Origin of the sequence: Streptomyces sp. NPDC058052 (assembly GCF_042885515.1) — a bacterium.
Classification (GTDB): Bacteria; Actinomycetota; Actinomycetes; order Streptomycetales; family Streptomycetaceae; genus Streptomyces.
Map to the genome: position 1 here is coordinate 247661 of NZ_JBHVRX010000007.1, position 21484 is coordinate 269144.

Here is a 21484-nt window from a genome sequence, read left to right on the forward strand (position 1 = left end):
GGCGTAAAACGTGAGCACCATCAACAAGAACGCGACCGTCCCGGCGCCGCGCGAGAGCGGCACCCACAACGGACCGCTGCTCGAAGTCAAGAACCTGCACGTCGAGTTCCACACCCGTGACGGTGTGGCCAAGGCGGTCAACGGCGTCAACTACTCGGTGGACGCCGGCGAGACCCTCGCCGTCCTCGGCGAGTCCGGCTCCGGCAAGTCCGTCACCGCCCAGGCCATCATGGGCATCCTCGACATGCCGCCCGGCAAGATCCCGCAGGGCGAGATCCTGTTCCGCGGCGAGGACATGCTCAAGATGTCCGACGAGGAGCGCCGGAAGGTCCGCGGCCGCAAGATCGCGATGATCTTCCAGGACGCGCTCTCCTCGCTGAACCCGGTCCTCTCCGTCGGCTACCAGCTCGGCGAGATGTTCCGCGTCCACCAGGGCCTGTCCAAGAAGGACGCCAAGCTCCGGGCCATCGAGCTGATGGACAAGGTCAAGATCCCCGCCGCCAAGGCGCGGGTCGGCGACTACCCCCACATGTTCTCGGGCGGTATGCGCCAGCGCATCATGATCGCCATGGCGCTCGCCCTGGAGCCCGACCTGATCATCGCCGACGAGCCGACCACGGCTCTCGACGTGACGGTCCAGGCCCAGGTCATGGACCTCCTCGCGGAGCTCCAGCGCGAGTACAACATGGGCCTGATCCTGATCACCCACGACCTCGGCGTCGTCGCCGACGTCGCGGACAAGATCGCCGTCATGTACGCCGGCCGGATCGTCGAGCAGGCGCCCGTGCACGAGCTGTACGCCCGCCCGGCGCACCCGTACACCCGCGGTCTGCTCGACTCGATCCCGCGCCTGGACCAGAAGGGCCAGGAGCTCTACGCGATCAAGGGCCTCCCGCCCAACCTGCTCAAGGTCCCGACGGGCTGCGCCTTCAACCCGCGCTGCCCCAAGGCCACCGACCTCTGCCGTACGGAGATCCCGGCCCTGGCGCCGGTCACCGAGCAGGACGGCGCCGATCTGCCGGGCCGCAAGAGCGCCTGCCACTTCTGGAAGGAGACGATCCATGGCTGACCTCAGCAAGAACGACGAGGCCGTGGCCGCCGCCCTGGACGTTCCCGTCCAGCGGGGGGAGCCGATCCTCCAGGTGCGCAACCTGCAGAAGCACTTCCCGCTGACGCAGGGCGTCCTCTTCAAGAAGCAGGTCGGCGCGGTCAAGGCCGTGGACGGGGTCTCCTTCGACCTCTACCAGGGCGAGACCCTCGGCATCGTGGGCGAGTCCGGCTGTGGCAAGTCCACGGTCGCCAAGCTCCTCATGAACCTGGAGCGGGCCACCGCGGGCGAGGTCTTCTACAAGGGCCAGGACATCACCAAGCTGTCCGGCCGCGCGCTGAAGGCCGTCCGCCGCAACATCCAGATGGTGTTCCAGGACCCGTACACCTCGCTGAACCCGCGCATGACGGTCGGCGACATCATCGGGGAGACCTTCGACATCCACCCCGAGGTGGCCCCGAAGAGCGACCGGCGCCGCAAGGTGCAGGAGCTCCTCGACGTCGTCGGTCTGAACCCGGAGTACATCAACCGGTACCCCCACCAGTTCTCCGGCGGTCAGCGCCAGCGCATCGGCATCGCCCGCGGCCTCGCGCTCAACCCGGAGATCATCATCTGCGACGAGCCCGTCTCGGCCCTGGACGTCTCCGTCCAGGCGCAGGTGATCAACCTGATGGAGAAGCTGCAGGACGAGTTCAACCTGTCCTACATCTTCATCGCGCACGACCTGTCGATCGTCCGGCACATCTCGGACCGCGTGGGCGTCATGTACCTCGGCAAGCTCGCCGAGATCGGTACGGACGCGGAGATCTACGACCACCCCACGCACCCGTACACCCAGGCGCTGCTCTCCGCCGTGCCGGTGCCGGACCCGCAGGCCCGTGCCCACCGCGACCGCATCATCCTGACGGGCGACGTGCCCTCGCCGGCGAACCCGCCGTCGGGCTGCCGCTTCCGCACCCGGTGCTGGAAGGCCCAGGAGAAGTGCTCCACGGAGCAGCCGGTGCTCGCGATCCCGGAGCGCTTCCGCGGCCAGGACACCCTCGCGGCCCACGAGTCGGCGTGCCACTTCGCCGAGGAGCGGGACGTCATCCACGCGGGCTGACCGACCGTGACAGCCTGAAGGACCAGGGCCCCTCGCACCCCCGCCGGGTGCGGGGGGCCCTTTCCGCGTCCCCGCGCCCGCCCGCGTACCCCCCGCGCCCGCCCGCTCCGCGCCCGTCCGCCCGCGTACTCCCTCGGACGCCGTAAAAGTGCACCACCGTCAATATCGGGTGATATTGGGCCCTAAGTCACGCTTAGGACAATCGGGAGGCACTCCATGCGCGGAGCCACGCACGCCAAGTGGGCCGCACTGGCCACCGCCGTCGCCCTCGCGGCGACCGCCTGCGGCGGCGGTGACGACAGCGGCGGCGGAGGGGCCGACGGTGTGGTGAGCTCCTCCTGGGGAGACCCCCAGAACCCGCTGGAGCCGGCGAACACCAACGAGGTCCAGGGCGGCAAGGTCCTGTCGATGATCTTCCGCGGCCTCAAGGAGTACGACCCGAAGACCGGCGAGGCCAAGGACATGCTCGCCGAGAAGATCGAGACGACGGACTCGATCAACTTCACCGTCACCGTCAAGGACGGCTGGACCTTCTCCAACGGCGAGAAGGTCACCGCCGAGTCCTTCGTCGACGCCTGGAACTACGGCGCCAGCCTGAAGAACAACCAGAAGAACGCCTACTTCTTCAGCTACATCGAGGGCTACGACAAGGTCCACCCCGAGGAGGGCGAGGCCACCGCCGACACCATGTCCGGCCTCAAGGTCACCGGGCCGCAGACCTTCACGGTCAAGCTCACCCAGAAGTTCTCGACCTTTCCCGACACCCTCGGCTACGCGGCCTACGCCCCGCTCCCGCAGTCGTTCTTCGACGACCACGACGCCTGGCTGGCGAAGCCCGTCGGCAACGGCCCGTACACCATCGACTCGTACTCCAAGGGCTCCCAGATGCAGCTCACGCGCTGGGACGACTACCCCGGCGACGACAAGGCCCAGAACGGCGGCATCACCCTCAAGGTCTACACGGACAACAACACCGCGTACACCGACCTGATCGCCGGCAACCTCGACCTCGTCGACGACGTCCCGGCCGCCCAGCTCAAGAACGTCTCCGCCGACCTCGGCGACCGCTACATCAACACCCCGGCCGGCATCATCCAGACCCTCTCCTTCCCGTTCTACGACCCCGCGTGGAACAAGCCCGGCCAGGAGAAGCTCCGCCAGGGCCTGTCGATGGCGATCGACCGGAACCAGATCACCGAGACGATCTTCCAGAAGACCCGCACCCCGGCCGTCGACTGGACCTCCCCGGTCCTGGGCGAGGAGGGCGGCTTCAAGGACATCTGCGGCGACTTCTGCACGTACGACGCCGCCGAGGCGAAGAAGCTCGTCGCCGAGGGCGGCGGCATCCCCGGCGGCACGATGAAGATCTCGTACAACGCCGACACCGGCTCCCACAAGGAGTGGGTGGACGCCGTCTGCAACTCCATCAACCGGGCGCTCGGCAACAACACGGCCTGCGTCGGCAACCCCGTCGGCACCTTCGCCGACTTCCGCAACCAGGTCACCACCCAGAAGTTCGACGGACCGTTCCGGGCCGGCTGGCAGATGGACTACCCGCTGATCCAGAACTTCCTCCAGCCGCTGTACTACACCAACGCCTCCTCCAACGACGGCAAGTACAGCAGCGAGGAGTTCGACAAGCTGGTGGACCAGGCCAACGCCGAGTCCGACATCCCGAAGGCCGTCGGCCTCTTCCAGCAGGCGGAGGAGGTCCTCCGCGACGACATGGGCGCCATCCCGCTCTGGTACCAGAACGGCAGCGCCGGCTACTCCGAGCGGGTCGAGAACGTCACCCTGAACCCCTTCAGCGTCCCGGTCTACCACCAGATCACGGTCAAGTGACCGCCTAGCAGGCCGTAGCAGATCGGCGCCGTACGGCCCGGCCCGCGGACCTCCCGCGCCGGGCCGTACGCCTTCCCCCGCTCTTTCCCGGAGCCAACCCCCGGAGCCTCCCATGGGTCGATACGTGATCCGGCGGCTGCTGCAGATGATCCCGGTCTTCTTCGGCGCCACGCTGTTGATCTTCCTGATGGTGAACGTGATGGGCGATCCCATCGCCGGACTGTGCGGCGACCGCGCCTGCGACCCGGCGACCGCCGCCCAGCTGAGGAAGGAGTTCGGCCTCGACAAGCCCGTCTGGCAGCAATACCTGACCTACATGGGCAACGTCTTCACCGGAGACTTCGGCACCGCCTTCAACGGCCAGCCCGTCACCGAACTGATGGCCAGCGCCTTCCCGGTCACCATCCGGCTCACCATCGTCGCCATCCTCTTCGAGATCGTCATCGGCATCAGCCTCGGCGTCCTCACCGGCCTCAAGCGCGGCCGCCCCGTCGACACCGGCGTCCTGCTGCTGACCCTGGTCGTCCTCTCCATCCCCACCTTCGTCACCGCCCTCCTCGCCCAGCTGCTGCTCGGCGTGAAGTGGGGCTGGATCGAGCCGGCCGTCTCGCCCGAGGCCACCTTCGACGAGCTGATCGTCCCCGGCCTCGTCCTCGCCTCGGTCTCTCTCGCCTACGTCACCCGGCTCACCCGCACCTCGATCGCCGAGAACAAGCGCGCCGACTACGTCCGCACCGCCGTCGCCAAGGGACTCCCGCGCCGCCGGGTCATCAGCCGCCACCTGCTGCGCAACAGCCTCATCCCGGTGGTCACCTTCATCGGCGCCGACATCGGAGCGCTCATGGGCGGCGCCATCGTGACCGAACGGATCTTCAACATCCACGGGGTGGGCTACCAGCTCTACCAGGGCATCGTCCGGCAGAACACCCAGACCGTGGTCGGTTTCGTGACGATTCTCGTCCTGATCTTCCTGCTGGCCAACCTCCTGGTGGACCTCCTGTACGCCGTCCTTGACCCGAGGATTCGCTATGCCTGAGCCGACCGAGCCGTTCGAAGAGGGCCGCGCCATCGCCGCGACCGGTGCCGGGGGAGCGACCGACCTCGCCATGGAGGAGGGCGAGAGCCTGGAGAAGACCCCGGGCGGCCCCCGGGGCACGGGACCCGAGAAGAAGCCCCGCTCCCTCTGGTCCGACGCCTGGCACGACCTGCGCCGCAACCCGGTCTTCATCATCTCGGGCCTGGTCATCCTCTTCCTGGTGGTCATCGCCATCTGGCCGTCCCTGATCGCCTCCGGCGACCCCCTCGACTGCGACCTCTCCAAGGCGCAGGAGGGCTCCCAGCCGGGCCACCCCTTCGGCTTCAACGGACAGGGCTGCGACGTCTACACCCGCACCGTCTACGGCGCCAGGGCCTCCATCCAGGTCGGCCTCTTCGCCACCCTCGGCGTGACGCTCCTCGGCTCCGTCCTCGGCGGCCTCGCCGGCTTCTTCGGCGGCGCCTGGGACGGCCTCCTCTCCCGCGTCACCGACATCTTCTTCGCCATCCCCGTCATCCTCGGCGGCCTCGTCCTCCTCTCCGTCGTCAGCAACAACACCGTCTGGCCCGTCATCGGCTTCATGGTGCTGCTCGGCTGGCCGCAGATCTCCCGCATCGCCCGCGGCTCGGTGATCACGGCGAAACAGAACGACTACGTGCAGGCCGCCCGCGCGCTCGGCGCCTCCAACTCCCGGATGCTGCTCCGGCACATCACGCCCAACGCCGTCGCGCCGGTCATCGTCGTCGCCACCATCGCGCTCGGCACCTACATCGCCCTGGAGGCGACGCTCTCCTTCCTCGGCGTCGGCCTGAAGCCGCCCACCGTCTCCTGGGGCATCGACATCTCCTCGGCCTCGCCGTACGTCCGCAACGCCCCGCACATGCTGCTCTGGCCCTCCGGCGCGCTGGCGATCACCGTGCTGGCCTTCATCATGCTCGGCGACGCCGTCCGCGACGCCCTCGACCCGAAGCTGAGGTAGGGACCCATGCTGCTCGAAGTGCGCGACCTGCACGTGGAGTTCCACACCCGCGAGGGGGTGGCGAAGGCGGTCAACGGCGTCAACTACTCGGTGGACGCCGGCGAGACCCTCGCCGTCCTCGGCGAGTCCGGCTCCGGCAAGTCCGTCACCGCCCAGGCCGTCATGGGCATCCTCGACATGCCCCCGGGCAGGATCCCGCAGGGGGAGATCCTCTTCCAGGGGCAGGACCTGCTCACGCTCAAGGAGGAGGAGCGCAGGAAGGTCCGCGGCGCCAAGATGGCGATGATCTTCCAGGACGCCCTGTCCTCCCTCAACCCCGTCCTCAGCGTCGGCGAACAGCTCGGCGAGATGTTCGTCGTCCACAAGGGGATGAGCAAGAAGGACGCCCGCGCCCAGGCGGTCGAGCTGATGGACCGGGTCCGCATCCCCGCCGCCAAGGAGCGCGTCGGCCAGTACCCGCACCAGTTCTCCGGCGGCATGCGCCAGCGCATCATGATCGCCATGGCGCTCGCCCTCGAACCCGAGCTGATCATCGCCGACGAGCCCACCACCGCCCTCGACGTCACCGTCCAGGCCCAGGTCATGGATCTGCTCGCCGAGCTCCAGCGCGAGTACAACATGGGCCTGATCCTCATCACCCACGACCTCGGCGTCGTCGCCGACGTCGCCGACAAGATCGCCGTCATGTACGCCGGCCGGATCGTCGAGCACGCCCCCGTCCACGAGATCTACAAGGCGCCCGCCCACCCCTACACCCGCGGCCTGCTCGACTCGATCCCGCGCCTGGACCAGAAGGGCCAGGAGCTCTACGCGATCAAGGGCCTCCCGCCCAACCTGCTCGCCATCCCGCCCGGCTGCTCCTTCAACCCGCGCTGCCCGATGGCCCAGGACGTCTGCCGCACCGACGTGCCCCCGCTGTACGAGGTCACCGAGTCGCCCGTCCCGCGCACGAGCGCCTGCCACTTCTGGAAGGAGTGCCTCCATGGCTGAGGCGATTCTCGAGGTCCGGGACCTGCACAAGCACTACCCCCTGACCCAGGGCATCCTCTTCAAGAAGCAGGTCGGCGCGGTCAAGGCGGTCGACGGCGTCGACTTCGACCTCGCCGCCGGCGAGACCCTCGGCATCGTCGGCGAGTCCGGCTGCGGCAAGTCGACCGTGGCGAAGATGCTGGTCAACCTGGAGAAGCCCACCTCCGGCTCGATCAAGTACAAGGGCGAGGACCTCACCAGGCTGTCCCCACGCGCTCTCAAGGCGGTCCGCCGGAACATCCAGATGGTCTTCCAGGACCCGTACACCTCGCTCAACCCGCGCATGACGGTCGGCGACATCATCGGCGAGCCGTACGAGATCCACCCCGAGGTCGCGCCCAAGGGCGACCGCCGCCGCAAGGTGCAGGACCTCCTCGACGTCGTCGGCCTGAACCCGGAGTACATCAACCGGTACCCCCACCAGTTCTCCGGCGGTCAGCGCCAGCGCATCGGCATCGCCCGCGGCCTCGCGCTCCAGCCCGAGATCATCGTCGCCGACGAACCGGTCTCCGCCCTCGACGTCTCCGTCCAGGCCCAGGTCGTCAACCTGCTCGACCGCCTCCAGTCCGAGTTCTCCCTCTCGTACGTCTTCATCGCCCACGACCTCTCGATCGTGCGGCACATCTCGGACCGGGTCGGCGTCATGTACCTCGGCCGGATCGTGGAGATCGGCACCGACGCCCAGATCTACGACCACCCCACCCACCCCTACACCCAGGCGCTGCTCTCCGCCGTGCCCGTGCCGGACCCCGAGGCCCGCGCCCACCGCGAGCGGATCATCCTCACCGGCGACGTGCCCTCCCCGGCCAACGTGCCCTCCGGCTGCCGCTTCCGCACGCGCTGCTGGAAGGCGCAGGAGCGGTGCGAGCTGGAGGTCCCGCTGCTCGCCGTCCCGGCCGTCTTCCGCCTCACCGACAGCCCCGCCAAGCACGACTCCGCCTGCCACTTCGCGGAGGAGAAGCAGGTCGTCCCGCCGGAGGACTCGCTGCCCCACCCGGTGCCGCTGGAGGAGGGCCCCGCCCCGGTGGAGGCGGCCCTGGAGGCGGAGTCCGAGGCGGCGGCGGAGGCCGAGGCGGTGGCGGTGGCGGAGGCCGACGAAGCGGCGGTGGCGCGGGCGGAGTCCGAGGCGGACGCGGAGGAGCGGGACGAGGGGAGGACCGAGGAGCCGCCGGAGGAGCCGGGAGGGCCGAAGACGCTGTAACGCCTCGGCAACGCGCGGGAATCGGCTCCGATATACGGATACCGGATCCTGCTGAACGTGCGGCCGTGCGGGTGCCGTCGGCCGGCGGGGGCCCCAGGGCCTCCGCCGGCCGTTACTCCGTCACCTCCGCGCCGGCCGTTCCCCGGAACCGCTTGTTTCGGCCGCCCCTGACCGTGAGTATCGGCCGCGTGACTGTGACACGACCGGCACGTCTCACCGGAGCGGCGCTCGCCGCCGGACTCGCCCTCGTCCCCTTCGTCTGGATCCTGCGCGACCTCGCCGCCCTCGGCTCGCCCGAGGACCTGTTCCGGTACTGGGCGGGCGACGTGTTCCGGCTCTCCCGCGCCCGGTCGGCCACCACCCTGCTCGACCCGGTCCTCTGCCTCGCCGCCGCCGGCACCGCCCTCGCGGCCCTCCGCTCCCGGCACGCCGCCGCCGCGCTCGCCTCCACCGGAGCCGTCACCTTCGCCCTGCGCCTCCCCGGCCTCTGGACCCACGGCACGGGCCCCCTCGTCACCGCCCTCACCGAACTCGCCCTCGCCGCCGGCCTCCTCGTCACCGCCCTCGCGGGCCGCCGCCCGGCCGGCGGCCCGGACGAGCCGGCCCCCACCCGCCCGCGCCCCGGACCCGCCGTCGCCGCCGGCCTCCTGCTCACCGCCGGCGGACTGCTGCTCCTCGGCCGGGAGGTCCACCACGCCGCGCGGATCGACCCCCGGCTCGTCGTCGACCGCTTCACCGGCGGCCGGTCCGTCCTCGGCGCCGCCCTCGGCGTGCCGCCCGGCTGGCTCGCCGCCGTCCTCGTCGCCCTGTACCTGACGGCCGCCGTCTCCGCCTTCTCCGCCGCACGGCACACCCGCCCCCTCGGCCTCCTCGCCGGCGGCTTCCTCCTCGCGAACGGTCTCGCCGAACTCGCCCGGGCCGTCCGCCTCCACCTCGACCACGACGTCCGGTACGTCGTGGCGCCCGACGCGGACCTCCCCGCCCTCGCCGCCTCCGCCTGCGGGGCCCTGGCCGGCGCCGCCGTCCTCGCCCTCCTCGCCGGGCGCGGCGCCCCCGACGCCGCGCCCGCGCCCCGGCCCCCGGCGGCGACCCCGCCGCCGCCCTACCCGCGCCCGCCCGGCTGGTGATCCGGGAAACCGCCCAGCGACCGCTTCAGGAAGTCGACCTGGAGCAGCAGCAGGTTCTCGGCCACCTGCTCCTGCGGGGTCATGTGCGTCACCCCCGACAGCGGCAGCACCTCGTGCGGCCGGCCCGCCGCGAGCAGCGCCGACGACAGCCGCAGCGCGTGCGCCACCACCACGTTGTCGTCCGCCAGACCGTGCACGATCATCATCGGCCGGGCCGGCTCCCGCGGCGCCGACAGACCGTCGTCGGTGAGCAGCGACTGCGCCGCGTACACCTCCGGAGCGGACTCCGGGGTGCCCAGGTACCGCTCGGTGTAGTGGGTGTCGTACAGCCGCCAGTCGGTCACCGGCGCCCCCACCACCGCCGCGTGGAAGACGTCGGGGCGCCGCAGCACGGCGAGCCCCGCCAGATACCCGCCGAACGACCAGCCCCGCACCGCCACCCGGTCCAGGTCCAGAGGGAAGCGCTCCGCCAGCGCCCGCACCGCCGTCACCTGGTCCTCCAGCGTCACCGCGAGGTCCCGCAGCACCGCCTTCTCCCAGGCCGGCGACCGCCAGGGCGTCCCCCGGCCGTCCGCCACCACCACCGCGAAGCCCTGCTCGGCGAACCACTGCGAGGTCAGGTGCGCGTTGTGCGCGGCCACCACCCGGGGCCCGTGCGGGCCGCCGTACGGATCCATCAGCACCGGCAGCCGCCCGTGCCCCTCCTCGTACCAGGACGGCAGCAGCACCGCGCAGGGGATCCGCCGCTCGCCCGCCTCGGTGAACACCGGCCGGGCCCGCAGCGGCGGCTCGGCCGCGCACGAGCCCACCACCGCCACCCGCTTCCCGTCGCGCAGCACCCGCGCCACCGGACCCGGCGCGTCCGGCCGCGAGGACACCAGCACGGTCACCGCGCCGCAGCGCACCGCCCCGTGCCAGCCCACGCCCTCGGAGACCCGCTCCACGCCCCGCTCCGACACCCGGTACACATGCGTCTCGCCGGTCTCCGGCTCCGCCGCCGCCGCGCCCGCCGACGCCGACACCAGCACGTCGTCCGCGCCCACGTCGAGCACCGCCCGCACGTGCAGCGACGCGTCCGTCAGCCGCTCCTCGCCGAGGGCCAGCGCCCGCACCCCGCCCTCGTCGCCGACCCGTACGAGCCGCCCGTCCGCCGACCAGCACGGCACCCCCGGCAGCAGCTCCAGCCAGGCCGGATCCTCCTCCTCCCGCACGGTCGCCGTCGTGCCCGCCGCCGTGTCCACCGCGAGGACCCGCCCGCTCCGCTGGTCCCGCGCGTGCACCAGCAGCAGCGGGGCGCCCGCGGAGGACCAGTGCACGCGCGCGAGGTAGGGGAACCGCTCCCGGTCCCACACCACTTCGGTGCGGGAGCCGTCGAGGCCGTACAGGAAGAGCCGCACCTCCGCGTTGGGCGTGCCCGCCGCCGGGTACCCCACCCGCTGCGGCTCGCGCTCCGGGTGCGCCGGGTCCGCGATGAACCAGCGGCGCACCTCCCGGTCGTCGGCCCGGGCCACCAGGAGCCGGTCCGAGGCCGGCGACCACCAGAATCCGCGGTCCCGGCCCATCTCCTCCGAGGCGATGAATTCGGCCAATCCGTAGGTGGTGTGCGCGTCCTCCGGAACCGCCAGTTCCGTGTCGCCGGAACCGTCCGCTCCGACCACCCGCAGCGCACCCCCCGACACGTACGCCACCCGCCGCCCGTCCGGCGAGGGCCGCGGGTCGAGCACCGGCCCCGGCACCGGCAGCTCCCGCGCCGTCCCGGCCCGCAGCCCGGCCGTGAACAGCCGTCCGGACAGGGCGAACGCCGCGAGCTCCACCGCCGCGTCCACCGCGTACCCGACGATCCCCGCCGATCCCTCGCGGCTCCGCTCCCGCCGCGCCCGCTCCTGCGCCGACAGCTCCTCCTCGGCCCCGGCGAGCAGCGCCGACGGCTCCGCGACGACCCGCTCCACCGGCTCCCCGCCGCCCGCCGGCAGGTCGAGCACCCACAGCGCGTGCGCCCGGTCCGTGCCCGAACCGGAGCGGACGAACGCGACCCGCTGCCCGTCCGGGGAGACCGCGAACCCGCGCGGCACCCCCAGACCGAACCGCTGGGTCCGGGCGTGCAGACGCGGGAAGGAGAGCCCCACGGATGGGGCGGACGAGTACTGCTGAGGCAAGGTCATACGGCTGAAAGTAGCGCTGTACGCCCCCTCGCGCGCCTGTACGCCGATCAATGCGCGGGTACGGATAGTTATGATCCGTAGCGCTTGGTGGGTGGCCCTCCGTGGGTATGCACACGCGGGGGACCCGGGGCACATGCCCGGGGACCGCACCACCCGCACGCACCACTTGCACGAACCGCTCGCACGAACCGCTCGAATTCCCGACCGAAGGTGGAGGTGAACCGCCGTGGCACTCTCGCTCTCGATCTCCGTGGTGGTGCTGCTGGCGATCGTCGTCTTCCTGCTGATCCGGAAATCCGGACTCAAAGCCGGTCATGCGGTGGTCTGCGCGCTCCTGGGCTTCTACCTCGCCAGCTCCTCCCTCTCCGACTCCATCACCACGCTCACCACCAACGTGGCGAGCATGATCGCCGGCCTCAAGTTCTGACCCGGGCGGCCGCCCGCGGCCCCGCCTCGTAGGGTGGGGCCATGACCGATCTCCCCGCCCGTCGTCTGCTCCTCGTGCACGCGCACCCCGACGACGAGTCGATCAACAACGGCGCCACCATGGCCCGGTACGCGGCCGAAGGCGCCCTTGTCACCCTGGTCACCTGCACCCTGGGCGAGGAGGGCGAGGTCATCCCGCCCGAGCTCGCCCATCTGGCCCCCGACCGCGAGGACCGGCTGGGCCCCCACCGCGTCGGCGAACTCGCCGCCGCCATGGCCGCCCTCGGCGTCACCGACCACCGCTTCCTCGGCGGCGAGGGCCGCTTCCGCGACTCCGGCATGATGGGCGTCCCCCAGAACGAGCGCGAGAACGCCTTCTGGAACACGGACGTCGACACCGCCGCCGCCCCCCTCGTCGGAGTGATCCGCGAGACCCGCCCCCAGGTCCTCGTCACCTACGACCCCGACGGCGGATACGGCCACCCCGACCACATCCAGGCCCACCGGGTCGCCATGCGCGCCGCGGACCTCGCCGCGGACCCCGGCCACCGCGCCGACCTGGGCCCGGCCCACACCATCGCCAAGATCTACTGGAACCGCGTGCCCCGCTCCGTCGTCGAGGCCGGCTTCGCCCGCCTGGCCGCCGAGGGCTCCGCCTTCCCGAAGGACGCCGCCCCCGACGACGTCCCCGGCGTCGTCGCCGAGGACCGCGTCACCGCCGAGATCGACGGCGGCGACCTCGCCGCCGGGGACTCGTACGCGGCCCGCAAGAGCGCCGCCATGGCCGCCCACGCCACCCAGGTCGCCGTCGACGGCCCCTGGTTCGCCCTCTCCAACGACCTCGGCCAGCCGCTCTTCACCACCGAGTACTACGAACTCGTCCGCGGCACCTCCGGCGCCCCGGCCGGAGAGCGCGAGACCGACCTCTTCGCGGGGCTCCCCGCCGGCGACGGCGCCGCGGAGGTGGCGGCCCGATGACCACCCCCGCCCTCCGGTACGCCGCCTACCTGGCACTTCTCCTCCTCGGTGCCCTCGTCGGCATCGCCGGGGCCCTCGTCCAGGCCGCCTGGTTCCCCCTCGGCCTGCTCCTCGCCCTCCTCGCCACCGCCGCCCTCTTCTACGGCGGCATGCGGGCCACCGGCAACCAGGTCGGACTCGCCGCCGCCGGCGGCGGCTGGCTCCTCGCCGTCATCGTGCTCAGTCTCGGCCGTCCCGAGGGCGACGGGCTCTTCGGCGGCGGCGTCGGCGAGCTGCTCTTCCTCTTCGGCGGCATGGGAGCCGCTGTGATCTGCGCCACCGTCAGCAGGCTGCCGCAGGGCACCCCGTAGTCCATCCTGTAGACCACCTGTGAGCGGCCGGACTGCGCACCGAGCGGATAACCGGCGGCGCCGGACAGTATGGTGGTGCGCGCCGCCGAACCGCCCGGGACAGTACGAGCATCAGCAAGAGCGGGCGGCGGAGCCAACCGGGAGATCCTGCTTTGAGTCGTGAAACTGGTCGAGAGACCGACAGTTCGTCCTCCGGCGCCCAGGGGCGCGGCGGGGCCGCCTATCCGTCGGGAACCCAGCCGTACGGATCCCGCCAGTATCCGTCGCTCCATCCGACGCAGGACGCGCAGGAGGAGACCTCCGCCGCGCCCGCGGCGCCGCCGGAGGAGCCGAAGACCGAGACCACCCTGACCACCCGGATCCGCATCAACATTCCGGGTTCGCGGCCGATCCCGCCCGTCGTGGTCCGCAAGCCCGTCGCCGGCGCCTCCGCCGACGACGTCGCCGCGGCGGCCGAGCCGGAGCGGCCCGCTCCCGCGCCGGCCCCGGAGCCCGAGCCGGAACCGGCTCCCGCCCCGGTCGCGCCGGAGCCGCCGCAGGCCGGTCCCGACGCCGCCAAGGCCAAGGAGACCAGCGACTGGTTCGCGCCGCGCAAGAACGCGGGCCCGGCCCCCGCGGGCGCCCCCGCGGCGGCGCCCACGCCCGCGCCGGCCCCCGCGCCGAAGGCGCTCGGCGGCCCGCAGACCTCCGGCACCGGCTTCGCGGGCTCCGCGACCGCCGGCGTCCCCACGGTCGGCAGCGCGCCCTCCAGCCGCCCCGTCAGCAACCCGCTGTACGACACGGGCACCCTTCCCGGCTACGACGGCACCCCCGCCGCCGGCGTCCCCCTCTACGACGGCCCCCAGCCCGGCACGCCGTCCCCCGACGGGACCCCGGCCGGCGGCACGCCGCGGTACGACGGGACCCCGGCCGGCGGCACGCCGCGGTACGACGGCACCCCGGCGGCCGGCACGCCCCGCTACGACGGCCAGCCGACCGGCCCGACCACGGGCCCGGCCAGCGGCATCGCCGACCTCGGCGGCGGCGCGCCCCGCCGTCCCGCCATGCCCCGCCGCCCGGGTGCCCCCGCGGCCGGCGGCCCGATGGGCGGCCCTCCGGCGCCCGGCGGCCCGGTGCCCGGCGGCCCCGGCCCGTACGGCGCCGGCGGCCCGCCGCGCATGTCCGACGACACCGCGATCCTGACGCCGCAGCAGCCCGCGCCCACGCCGGGCGCCGGGCGTCCGGGCCCCGGCGGTCCCGGCGGCGGCCAGGTGTCCGGTGACACCCTGACGAGCGGCATCCCCGTGGTGCCCCCGGCCGCCGGCCGGCCCGGCGCGGCCCCCGGCGGAGACGGGCGCCCGGCGCCCGCGCCCCGGCCCGGCCGCCAGGAGGAGGCCCAGCAGCCCGCGCCGGCCCCCAGGCCCGCGCCGAAGCCCGCCCCCGCCCCGGCGAAGAAGGGCCGCTCCAAGCTGGTCCTGCTCGCCGTCGGGGTCGTGGCCGTCGCCGGCGTCGCCTACGGCGCCGGACTGCTCCTCAACCACTCCGACGTCCCCAAGGGCACCACGGTGCTCGGCGTGGACATCGGCGGCGGGACGAAGGAGGAGGCCGTCGACAAGCTGGAGACGACGCTCGGCAAGCGCGCCGCGGCCCCGCTCCAGCTCACCGTCGGCGGCAAGAAGGTCCAGCTCGCCCCGGACAAGGCCGGCCTCTCCCTGGACAGCCAGGAGACCGTCCGCAACGCGGCCGGCAGCGACTACAACCCCGTCTCGGTGATCGGCTCCCTCTTCGGCGGCGAGCGCGTCGCCAAGCCGGTCTTCCCGGTCGACGACGAGAAGCTCGCCGTCGCCCTCCAGGACCTCGCGGGCTCCTCCTCGTCGGCGACCGAGGCGACGATCCTCTTCGCCCCGAACAAGGTCACCGCCGTCGAGGGCAAGCCCGGTCAGGGCATCGACGTCCAGCGCTCGATGATCTCCGTCAAGGACGCCTTCCGCGCCCAGGTCGAGACCGGGCGGGGCAATGTCGTCGAGCTCCCGGTCAGCGTCCGCAAGCCCACGGTCACCCAGGCCGAACTGGACCGGGCGATGAAGGAGTTCGCCCGGCCCGCCATGTCCGGCCGGATCACCATCCGGGCCGGCGGCAAGGAGATCGACTTCGGCCCGGCCCGTTCGCTGCCGCAGATCCTCTCCATGAAGGCCGTCGACGGGCACCTGGTGGAGGTGTACGACAAGAAGGCGATCACCCGCCTCCTCGAAGGCACCTTCGACGGCGTCATGATCACCAAGGGCGACGGCTCGAAGCACGAGGTCTCCGCCGACGACGTCGCCTTCGTGATGCGCGACGCCCTCCGCGGCAAGAGCAAGGCCGAGCGCACCGCGACGATCGACCTCACCGGCAAGGGCTGACCCCCGCCGCCGGGCGCACCGCCCGACCCGACACCCCCCGCCGGCACCGACCGGCGGGGGGTGTCGCGCTTCGGGGGGCGGGAACCGGCCGGCGACCGCGCGGGAGCGAGGAGACGGGGGCGGGGGCGGTGCTCGGGCGCGACGCGGGGGCGGTGCTCGGGCGCGAGGGGTGGGGGACGGCGGGTGCCCCCGCGTCGTACCGGCCCCGGCGACGCCCTCCCGCCCACAATGGGCGCATGCCGCTGACCGCCGACATCCTCGTCGCCCTCATCGCGCTCCTGCACGTCTACATCCTCGTGATGGAGATGTTCCTGTGGGAGAAGGAGACCGGCCGCCGCTTCTCCGGATTCGACGCCCGCACCGCCCGCGAGACCGCCGCCATGGCCGCCAACCAGGGCCTCTACAACGGCTTCGTCGCCGCGGGTCTCGTCTGGGGCCTCGTCGCCGACGACCCCACCGGCTTCCGGGTGCAGGTCTTCTTCCTGTCGTTCGTCGTCGTCGCGGGCCTCTACGGCGCCGCCACCGCCAACCGGCGCATCCTCTACGCCCAGGCCCTCCCCGGCGCGCTCGCCCTCTCCGCCGTGCTCGTCGCCGGCTGAACCCGCCCTGACGGCAGGTCATCACCGGTCCCGAGGAACCCGTTTGACCCGTTCGGCGCGCCCTGCCTAGACTCGGCGGCCTGGGAGCGGGGTCGTAGCACAGAGGTAATGCGCCGCGATGGCATCTCGGAGGACGCCGGTTCGAATCCGGTCGCCCCGCTCCCTCCTCTTCCCCCCCCCGCTACGGCGACGTCGTGAACGTCCGCCGGTAGGTCCGGGGCGGCACCCCCCGGCGGCGCACGAACTGCTCCCGGAGCACGGCCGCGCTGCCGTAGCCGACGCGGCGGGCGATCTCCTCGACGGGCAGGTCCGTCGTCTCCAGAAGCTCCTCCGCACCGCTCAGCCGCAGGCCGCGCAGCCAGGCGTGCGGGGTGGTGCCCGTGGCCGCGGTGAAGCGGCGGGCGAAGGTGCGCCGGCTCATCATGGCCCTGCGGGCCAGCTCCGTCACGGTCAGCGGCTCGTGCAGGTTCGCGCGCGCCCAGGCGAGGACCTCGGCGAGGTGCTCGTCCCGGCCGTCCCCGGGGGCGGGAGCGGCGAGGTACTGGGCCTGGCCCCCGTCGCGGTGCGAGGGCAGCACCATGTCCCGGGCGACCGCGTTGGCGAGGGCCGCGCCGTGCTCCCGGCGCAGCAGGTGGAGGCAGAGGTCGAAGCCCGCCGCCGCGCCCGCGCCGGTGGCGATCCGGCCCTCGTCCACGTACAGCGCGCCGGCGTCGACCGTGACCTCCGGGTGGCGGCGGGCGAGGAGGTCCGCGAACCGCCAGTGCGTCGTGGCCCGGCGCCCGTCGAGCAGCCCGGCGGCGGCGAGCGCGAACGCGCCGACGCAGTGCGCCGCGACCAGCGCGCCCCGCGCGTGGGCGGCCCGGAAGGCGTCGAGCACGTCCGGCCCGGGCGGAGTGCGGAAACCCGCCCCCGGCAGGGCGATCACCAGGTCCGCCGAGGCGAGCCGGTCGAGCCCGTGCGGGACGGAGAGCGGCACCCCGCAGTCCGAGCGGACCGCGCCCGGCCGGTCGGCGCACAGGGCGAGGTCGAAGCCCGGCACCCCCTCGCCGTGCGGCCCGAACACCTCCGCGACGACCCCGACGGCGAGCATGCCGACACCGGGCGGCGCGTAGGCGGCGACGGTCGTGAAGGCGGGCACGCGGGCAGTCTGCCACGCGGTTCCCCGCGCCTGGAGGGGCGGTGGCACGAATCCCGCGATCAGTGGCATCCGTGCCACTCGTCGCCCCCGCGCGGGCCCGGAAGGATCGACGGCATGACGACAAGGACGACGGACACCACCGCCACGACGGACGCCACGGCCACGCCGGCCACCACCGCCACCGAAGCCGCGCCGGTCACCACAGAAGCCGCGCCGGTCACGCCGGTCACCCCGGACGCCCCGCTGGGCCGCAGCGCCCGCTTCACCGTCCTGACCACCGGTTACGTGGGCTCCACCGGCCCCGGCGTCGCCGCCACCGTCTCGTACGTCACGGACGGCGGCCGGCACGTGATCTTCGACCCGGGCATGGTGCCCGGTGTGGCCGCGATCCTGGACCCGCTCGCCGCGCTCGGCCTCGGCCCCGACGACATCACGGACGTCGTGCTCAGCCACCACCACCCCGACAACACCCTCAACGCCGGCCTCTTCCGCCGGGCCCGGGTCCACGACCACGGCGTGGAGTACGCCGGCGACGGGTGGACGAACCGGGACGCCGAGGGCCATGAGCTGACCCCGTCCCTGCGCCTGATCCGCACCCCCGGGCACAGCGCCGAGGACATCACCCTCCTGGCCGGGACGGACGAGGGCGTCGTCGCCTTCGCCGGCGACCTGTGGTGGCACGCGGCCGGCCCCGCCGACGACCCGGTCGCCCCCGACCGCGCGCGCCTGCGGGCCTCCCGGCTCCGGGTGCTCGCCGCGGCGGACCTCGTCGTCCCGGGACACGGCGCGCCCTTCGTGCCCGACGCGACCACCCCGCTGTGACCGACCGGATCTCCGGGAGGACCCGCCCCGCACCGGGCTTCCCGCATACCCTCGCCCCATGATCATCCAGGAGCTCACCGACGCCGAGGTCGCCGCGACGGCGGCCCGGGCCGGCGCCGAGGTCGTACGCGGCCTCCACGGCCGGGAACTCGACCGGATCGACAAGGGGGCGGGCGACTTCGCCACCACCGCCGACCTGGAGGCCGAGCGGGCCGTCCTCGGCGTGCTGCGCGCCGCCCGGCCCGACGACGCCGTCCTCGGCGAGGAGGGCGGCCGGCAGGGCGCGACGGGCGCCCGCCGCCAGTGGCTCGTGGACCCCCTCTGCGGCACCCTCAACTACGCCGTCGGGAACAAGCTCGTCGCCGTCAACGTGGCCCTGCCCGGCGGGGCGGCGGCCGTCGCGGACCCCTTCGGCGGCGAGGACGGCGAGGTGTTCACCACCGACGGCACGCGTGCGTGGGGACCGGACGGGAAGCCCCTCGCCCCCACCGCCGCCACCGGCCTCGTCGACGTGAACCTGGACCCGCCGTTCCCCGGCGCCCCCGGATTCCGCGCCGTCGACCTCCTCGCGCACCCCGACTTCGTCGCCGGATTCCGCCCCCGCGTGGTCTCCACGACGCTCGCGCTCGCCTGGGTCGCGGCCGGGAGGCGGGCCGCGTACGTCACGGACGGCGGCGACCTCTCCGGCAGCGTCCACTTCGCCGCCGGCATCGCCCTCTGCCGGGCGGCCGGCTGCGTCGTCACCGGCATCGACGGCGTCCCCGTGGGGGAGGGCCCCGCGCGCGGACTCGTCGCGGCCGCCGACGCCGCCACCCACGCCCGCCTCATGGCGATGATCGGCGCGCGGAGGGCCCAGGTCCAGGCGCCCTGACGGGCCGGCGGTCCGGAGGAAACGGTTCAGTTGAGCCGTGCCCGGGCCGCCTGCGCCCGGTGGCGGATCGCGGCGGCGGATTCCGGGTCGACCGCGTCCATGATCTGCGCGTACGCCTCCATCTCCGCCGCCCCGGTGAGGAAGTCGCCGCGCTGGACGAGGAGTTCCGCCCGTTCGTAGCGGAGGCGGGCCGGGTGGGAGGGGAGCAGCAGCGCCAGCTCCACCGCCCACAGGGCCACGTCGGAGTGCTCCGGCCGGGGGGTCGCCCAGGCCCGGATGTTGCCGAGGATCCGGAGCACGACGGCGCCCGGTTCGGCCGGCCGCAGCATGGAGCGGTCCAGGGCCTCGCCGGTCGCGCTCGCCACCAGCAGCTCGGCGTCCTCGGCGGTCATCGGACGGCCGCCCGCGAAGGGGTCGGCCAGGTCGAGGTCGGCCGGGTCGCCGAAGCCGACGACGAAGTGGCCCGGCAGCCCCAGCCCGTACACGGGCGCACCGGCCCGCCGGGCGACCTCCATCCACACCACGGACAGCAGGATCGGCAGGCCGCGCCGCCTCCGCAGCACCTCGTGGAGGAGCGAGGACTCCAGACGCTGGTAGTCGGCGGGGACGCCCTCGAAGCCCTCGCGGCCGCCGAGGAGCGCCGCCAGCTCCGCCTTCCAGGCGCCCGTGAAGCGGGTGCCGTACGGGACGAGCCCGGCGAGCCGGTCGAGTTCGACGTCGGCCTCGACCAGGTCGTGCTCGGTCACGGTGGGGTCGGCCACGGCGCAGATCAGCAGGCAGAGCCGGGCGAGGTCGGGCCGCTCGGCCCGGGCCTCCTCCGCGAACTCCCGCCGCCGGTCGGGAGGCCGGTCGGCCTGTGGCTCCAGGGGGTCCTCCGCGCTCACGCCGCGCTCACGCCTCCGACTGCCGGTAGTGGTGGTAGTGGTGGTGCACCGCGAAGCCCATCCCCTCGTACAGCGCCCGCGCGCCGTCGTTGTCGCTCTCGACCTGGAGCCAGGCCGCCGAAGCGCCCTCGTCGAGGGCCTGCCGGGCGAGCGCGGCCATGACCGCGGTGGCCAGCCCCTGGCGCCGGTGCGCCGGATCGACCTCGACGGCCATGAAGCCCGCCCAGCGCCCGTCGACGACACAGCGGCCGATGGCGGCCGGCACCTCTCCCGTGCCCGCCACGGACGCGAACCACACACTCGGGCCCGAGGCGAGCACGTGCCGCACCGCCGGGCCCGCCCCGGTGAAGCGCTGGTAGCGGCGCAGCCAGGGCTCGTCGAGCGTCCGCGAGAGGCGTACGACGGCGGGGCCGGTCTCCCGGTCGGCGAGCGGCGCGAGGGCGGCGATCCGGAGTTCGGCGGTGACCTCGCGGTGCCAGCCGAGCCGCTCCAGCTCGGCGCAGAGCAGCTCCTGGGTGCCCTCGGCGCCGGTCGCGGTCTGCACGTAGGCGGGCAGCTTCCGGTCCGCGTACCAGGCGCGGACGGCGTCCAGGGCCTCGGCGACGGGCCGTCCGGGATCGCCCGAGGGCAGCGCCGAGTTGGCGCGCCGGGTGAAGCCGTCGGAGGCCCGGAGCGTCCACTCCCCGAGCGCCTCGCTCTCGACCGGCCGCCACGCGCGCGCGCAGGCCCGGGAGAGCTCGGCGAAGGTGGCGGCGGGGCCCCGCCGGCGGGCCGGCGCGGGAGGCACGATCTTGCCCGCGACCAGGCGGAGTTCCGCGATCCGGACGGTCTCGCCGCTCTTTCGTGTGATCGTGAGCACACCGCCGTCCCAGGATGTGAGCACCCCGACCGCGTCGGTGAACCGCCCACCCGCCTCGGCGGAGTCCGTCACGTACCGAACGGAGACACGTTTCCCCACGTCAGCGCTGGTGAGACGGACCTCAAGTCGCCCTCCGCCGGTGATTTCCACAGCTTCTCCGCCCCTCCTGTTCGGATCGCCCCCAAGAACGGAGATACTAGGTGCGGGCATCGACGACACCGCGCTCCCGCGCAGACCAGCCCTACCGAGGAGGAACGACAGCGTGACCTACGTCATCGCGCAGCCTTGTGTCGACGTCAAGGACAAGGCTTGCATCGAGGAGTGCCCCGTCGACTGCATCTACGAGGGCAAGCGATCTCTCTACATCCACCCGGACGAGTGCGTCGACTGTGGAGCCTGTGAGCCGGTCTGCCCGGTCGAGGCGATCTTCTACGAGGACGACACCCCGGAGGAGTGGAAGGACTACTACAAGGCGAACGTCGAGTTCTTCGACGACCTGGGTTCGCCCGGTGGCGCCTCCAAGCTCGGCGAGATCGAGCGCGACCACCCCTTCATCGCCGCCCTGCCGCCGCAGAACGGCTGATCTTTCGTTGCACCCGCTCTCGGTCCCGTACGGCTCCGCCGCCGTACGGGACCGACGCGTATCGCGT

Annotated in this window: 20 protein-coding genes and 1 tRNA gene; 17 read left to right on the forward strand and 4 right to left on the reverse strand. The window is 73.2% G+C overall.

The features are described from left to right. Positions 1-10 precede the first annotated feature (10 nt). From ACFVU3_RS13090 to ACFVU3_RS13125, 8 genes are all read left to right on the forward strand, one after another. Positions 11-1069 carry an ABC transporter ATP-binding protein gene (locus ACFVU3_RS13090; RefSeq protein ID WP_390065956.1) on the forward strand — a complete coding sequence of 353 codons (1059 nt, stop codon included), beginning with the start codon at positions 11-13 and terminating at the stop codon, positions 1067-1069. Further along, positions 1062-2150, forward strand: a complete 1089-nt coding sequence (locus tag ACFVU3_RS13095) for an ABC transporter ATP-binding protein (protein WP_390065957.1) — start codon at positions 1062-1064, stop codon at positions 2148-2150. Before ACFVU3_RS13090 ends, ACFVU3_RS13095 begins: the two co-directional genes overlap by 8 nt. Positions 2151-2366: 216 nt before the next feature. Then, positions 2367-3992 (forward strand): ABC transporter substrate-binding protein, encoded by a 1626-nt coding sequence (locus ACFVU3_RS13100; RefSeq protein ID WP_390065958.1) that lies wholly within the window; start codon positions 2367-2369, stop codon positions 3990-3992. A gap of 112 nt (positions 3993-4104) precedes the next feature. Then, the gene (locus tag ACFVU3_RS13105) at positions 4105-5028 is read left to right on the forward strand and encodes an ABC transporter permease (protein ID WP_390065959.1); all 924 of its coding nucleotides are present in this window, start codon (positions 4105-4107) and stop codon (positions 5026-5028) included. Next, the gene (locus tag ACFVU3_RS13110; protein WP_390065960.1) at positions 5021-6007 is read left to right on the forward strand and encodes an ABC transporter permease; all 987 of its coding nucleotides are present in this window, start codon (positions 5021-5023) and stop codon (positions 6005-6007) included. Before ACFVU3_RS13105 ends, ACFVU3_RS13110 begins: the two co-directional genes overlap by 8 nt. Before the next feature lie 6 nt (positions 6008-6013). Beyond that, the gene (locus tag ACFVU3_RS13115; RefSeq protein WP_390065961.1) at positions 6014-6997 is read left to right on the forward strand and encodes an ABC transporter ATP-binding protein; all 984 of its coding nucleotides are present in this window, start codon (positions 6014-6016) and stop codon (positions 6995-6997) included. Next, complete coding sequence (locus ACFVU3_RS13120) at positions 6990-8237, forward strand: ABC transporter ATP-binding protein (RefSeq protein ID WP_390065962.1); 1248 nt, start codon at positions 6990-6992, stop codon at positions 8235-8237. Before ACFVU3_RS13115 ends, ACFVU3_RS13120 begins: the two co-directional genes overlap by 8 nt. 188 nt (positions 8238-8425) lie before the next feature. Further along, positions 8426-9364, forward strand: coding sequence for a hypothetical protein (locus ACFVU3_RS13125; RefSeq protein ID WP_390065963.1), 939 nt, complete (start codon positions 8426-8428; stop codon positions 9362-9364). Here the strand turns inward: ACFVU3_RS13125 and ACFVU3_RS13130 are convergent. After that, a complete protein-coding gene (locus tag ACFVU3_RS13130) occupies positions 9340-11526 on the reverse strand; it encodes a prolyl oligopeptidase family serine peptidase (RefSeq protein WP_390065964.1) in 2187 nt (728 codons plus the stop codon). The genes ACFVU3_RS13125 and ACFVU3_RS13130 overlap by 25 nt on opposite strands. 226 nt (positions 11527-11752) lie before the next feature. On the opposite strand from ACFVU3_RS13130, the gene ACFVU3_RS13135 reads away from it, so the two are divergent. The 6 genes from ACFVU3_RS13135 (at position 11753) to ACFVU3_RS13160 (ending at position 16421) form a co-directional block, all read left to right on the forward strand. After that, positions 11753-11953, forward strand: a complete 201-nt coding sequence (locus tag ACFVU3_RS13135; protein WP_169087190.1) for a hypothetical protein — start codon at positions 11753-11755, stop codon at positions 11951-11953. A gap of 41 nt (positions 11954-11994) precedes the next feature. Beyond that, on the forward strand, positions 11995-12930 hold the full coding sequence (mshB, locus tag ACFVU3_RS13140) for an N-acetyl-1-D-myo-inositol-2-amino-2-deoxy-alpha-D-glucopyranoside deacetylase (protein ID WP_390065965.1): 936 nt from the start codon (positions 11995-11997) through the stop codon (positions 12928-12930). After that, entirely contained in the window at positions 12927-13280 is a 354-nt protein-coding gene (locus ACFVU3_RS13145; RefSeq protein WP_390065966.1) for a DUF6113 family protein, read from the forward strand. Before mshB ends, ACFVU3_RS13145 begins: the two co-directional genes overlap by 4 nt. 152 nt (positions 13281-13432) lie before the next feature. Next, complete coding sequence (locus tag ACFVU3_RS13150; protein WP_390065967.1) at positions 13433-15661, forward strand: hypothetical protein; 2229 nt, start codon at positions 13433-13435, stop codon at positions 15659-15661. 236 nt (positions 15662-15897) lie between these two features. Then, positions 15898-16260 carry a DUF1304 domain-containing protein gene (locus ACFVU3_RS13155; RefSeq protein WP_390065968.1) on the forward strand — a complete coding sequence of 121 codons (363 nt, stop codon included), beginning with the start codon at positions 15898-15900 and terminating at the stop codon, positions 16258-16260. Positions 16261-16346: 86 nt separating this feature from the next. Further along, positions 16347-16421, forward strand: a tRNA-Ala gene (locus tag ACFVU3_RS13160). Between the two features lie 20 nt (positions 16422-16441). Here the strand turns inward: ACFVU3_RS13160 and ACFVU3_RS13165 are convergent. Next, complete coding sequence (locus ACFVU3_RS13165) at positions 16442-17350, reverse strand: GlxA family transcriptional regulator (RefSeq protein WP_390066010.1); 909 nt, start codon at positions 17348-17350, stop codon at positions 16442-16444. A 162-nt stretch (positions 17351-17512) separates the two neighbouring features. Between ACFVU3_RS13165 and ACFVU3_RS13170 the strand changes: the two genes are divergently transcribed. Further along, positions 17513-18220, forward strand: coding sequence for an MBL fold metallo-hydrolase (locus tag ACFVU3_RS13170; RefSeq protein ID WP_390065969.1), 708 nt, complete (start codon positions 17513-17515; stop codon positions 18218-18220). Between the two features lie 58 nt (positions 18221-18278). Then, a complete protein-coding gene (locus tag ACFVU3_RS13175) occupies positions 18279-19091 on the forward strand; it encodes an inositol monophosphatase family protein (protein WP_390065970.1) in 813 nt (270 codons plus the stop codon). 26 nt (positions 19092-19117) lie between these two features. Here the strand turns inward: ACFVU3_RS13175 and ACFVU3_RS13180 are convergent, their stop codons facing one another. Further along, positions 19118-19975 carry a tetratricopeptide repeat protein gene (locus ACFVU3_RS13180; RefSeq protein ID WP_390065971.1) on the reverse strand — a complete coding sequence of 286 codons (858 nt, stop codon included), beginning with the start codon at positions 19973-19975 and terminating at the stop codon, positions 19118-19120. Positions 19976-19982: 7 nt separating this feature from the next. Continuing rightward, positions 19983-20984, reverse strand: coding sequence for a GNAT family N-acetyltransferase (locus ACFVU3_RS13185; protein ID WP_390065972.1), 1002 nt, complete (start codon positions 20982-20984; stop codon positions 19983-19985). 112 nt (positions 20985-21096) lie between these two features. On the opposite strand from ACFVU3_RS13185, the gene fdxA reads away from it, so the two are divergent. Then, the gene (fdxA, locus tag ACFVU3_RS13190) at positions 21097-21417 is read left to right on the forward strand and encodes a ferredoxin (RefSeq protein WP_030207635.1); all 321 of its coding nucleotides are present in this window, start codon (positions 21097-21099) and stop codon (positions 21415-21417) included. The last annotated feature ends 67 nt before the right edge of the window (positions 21418-21484 follow it).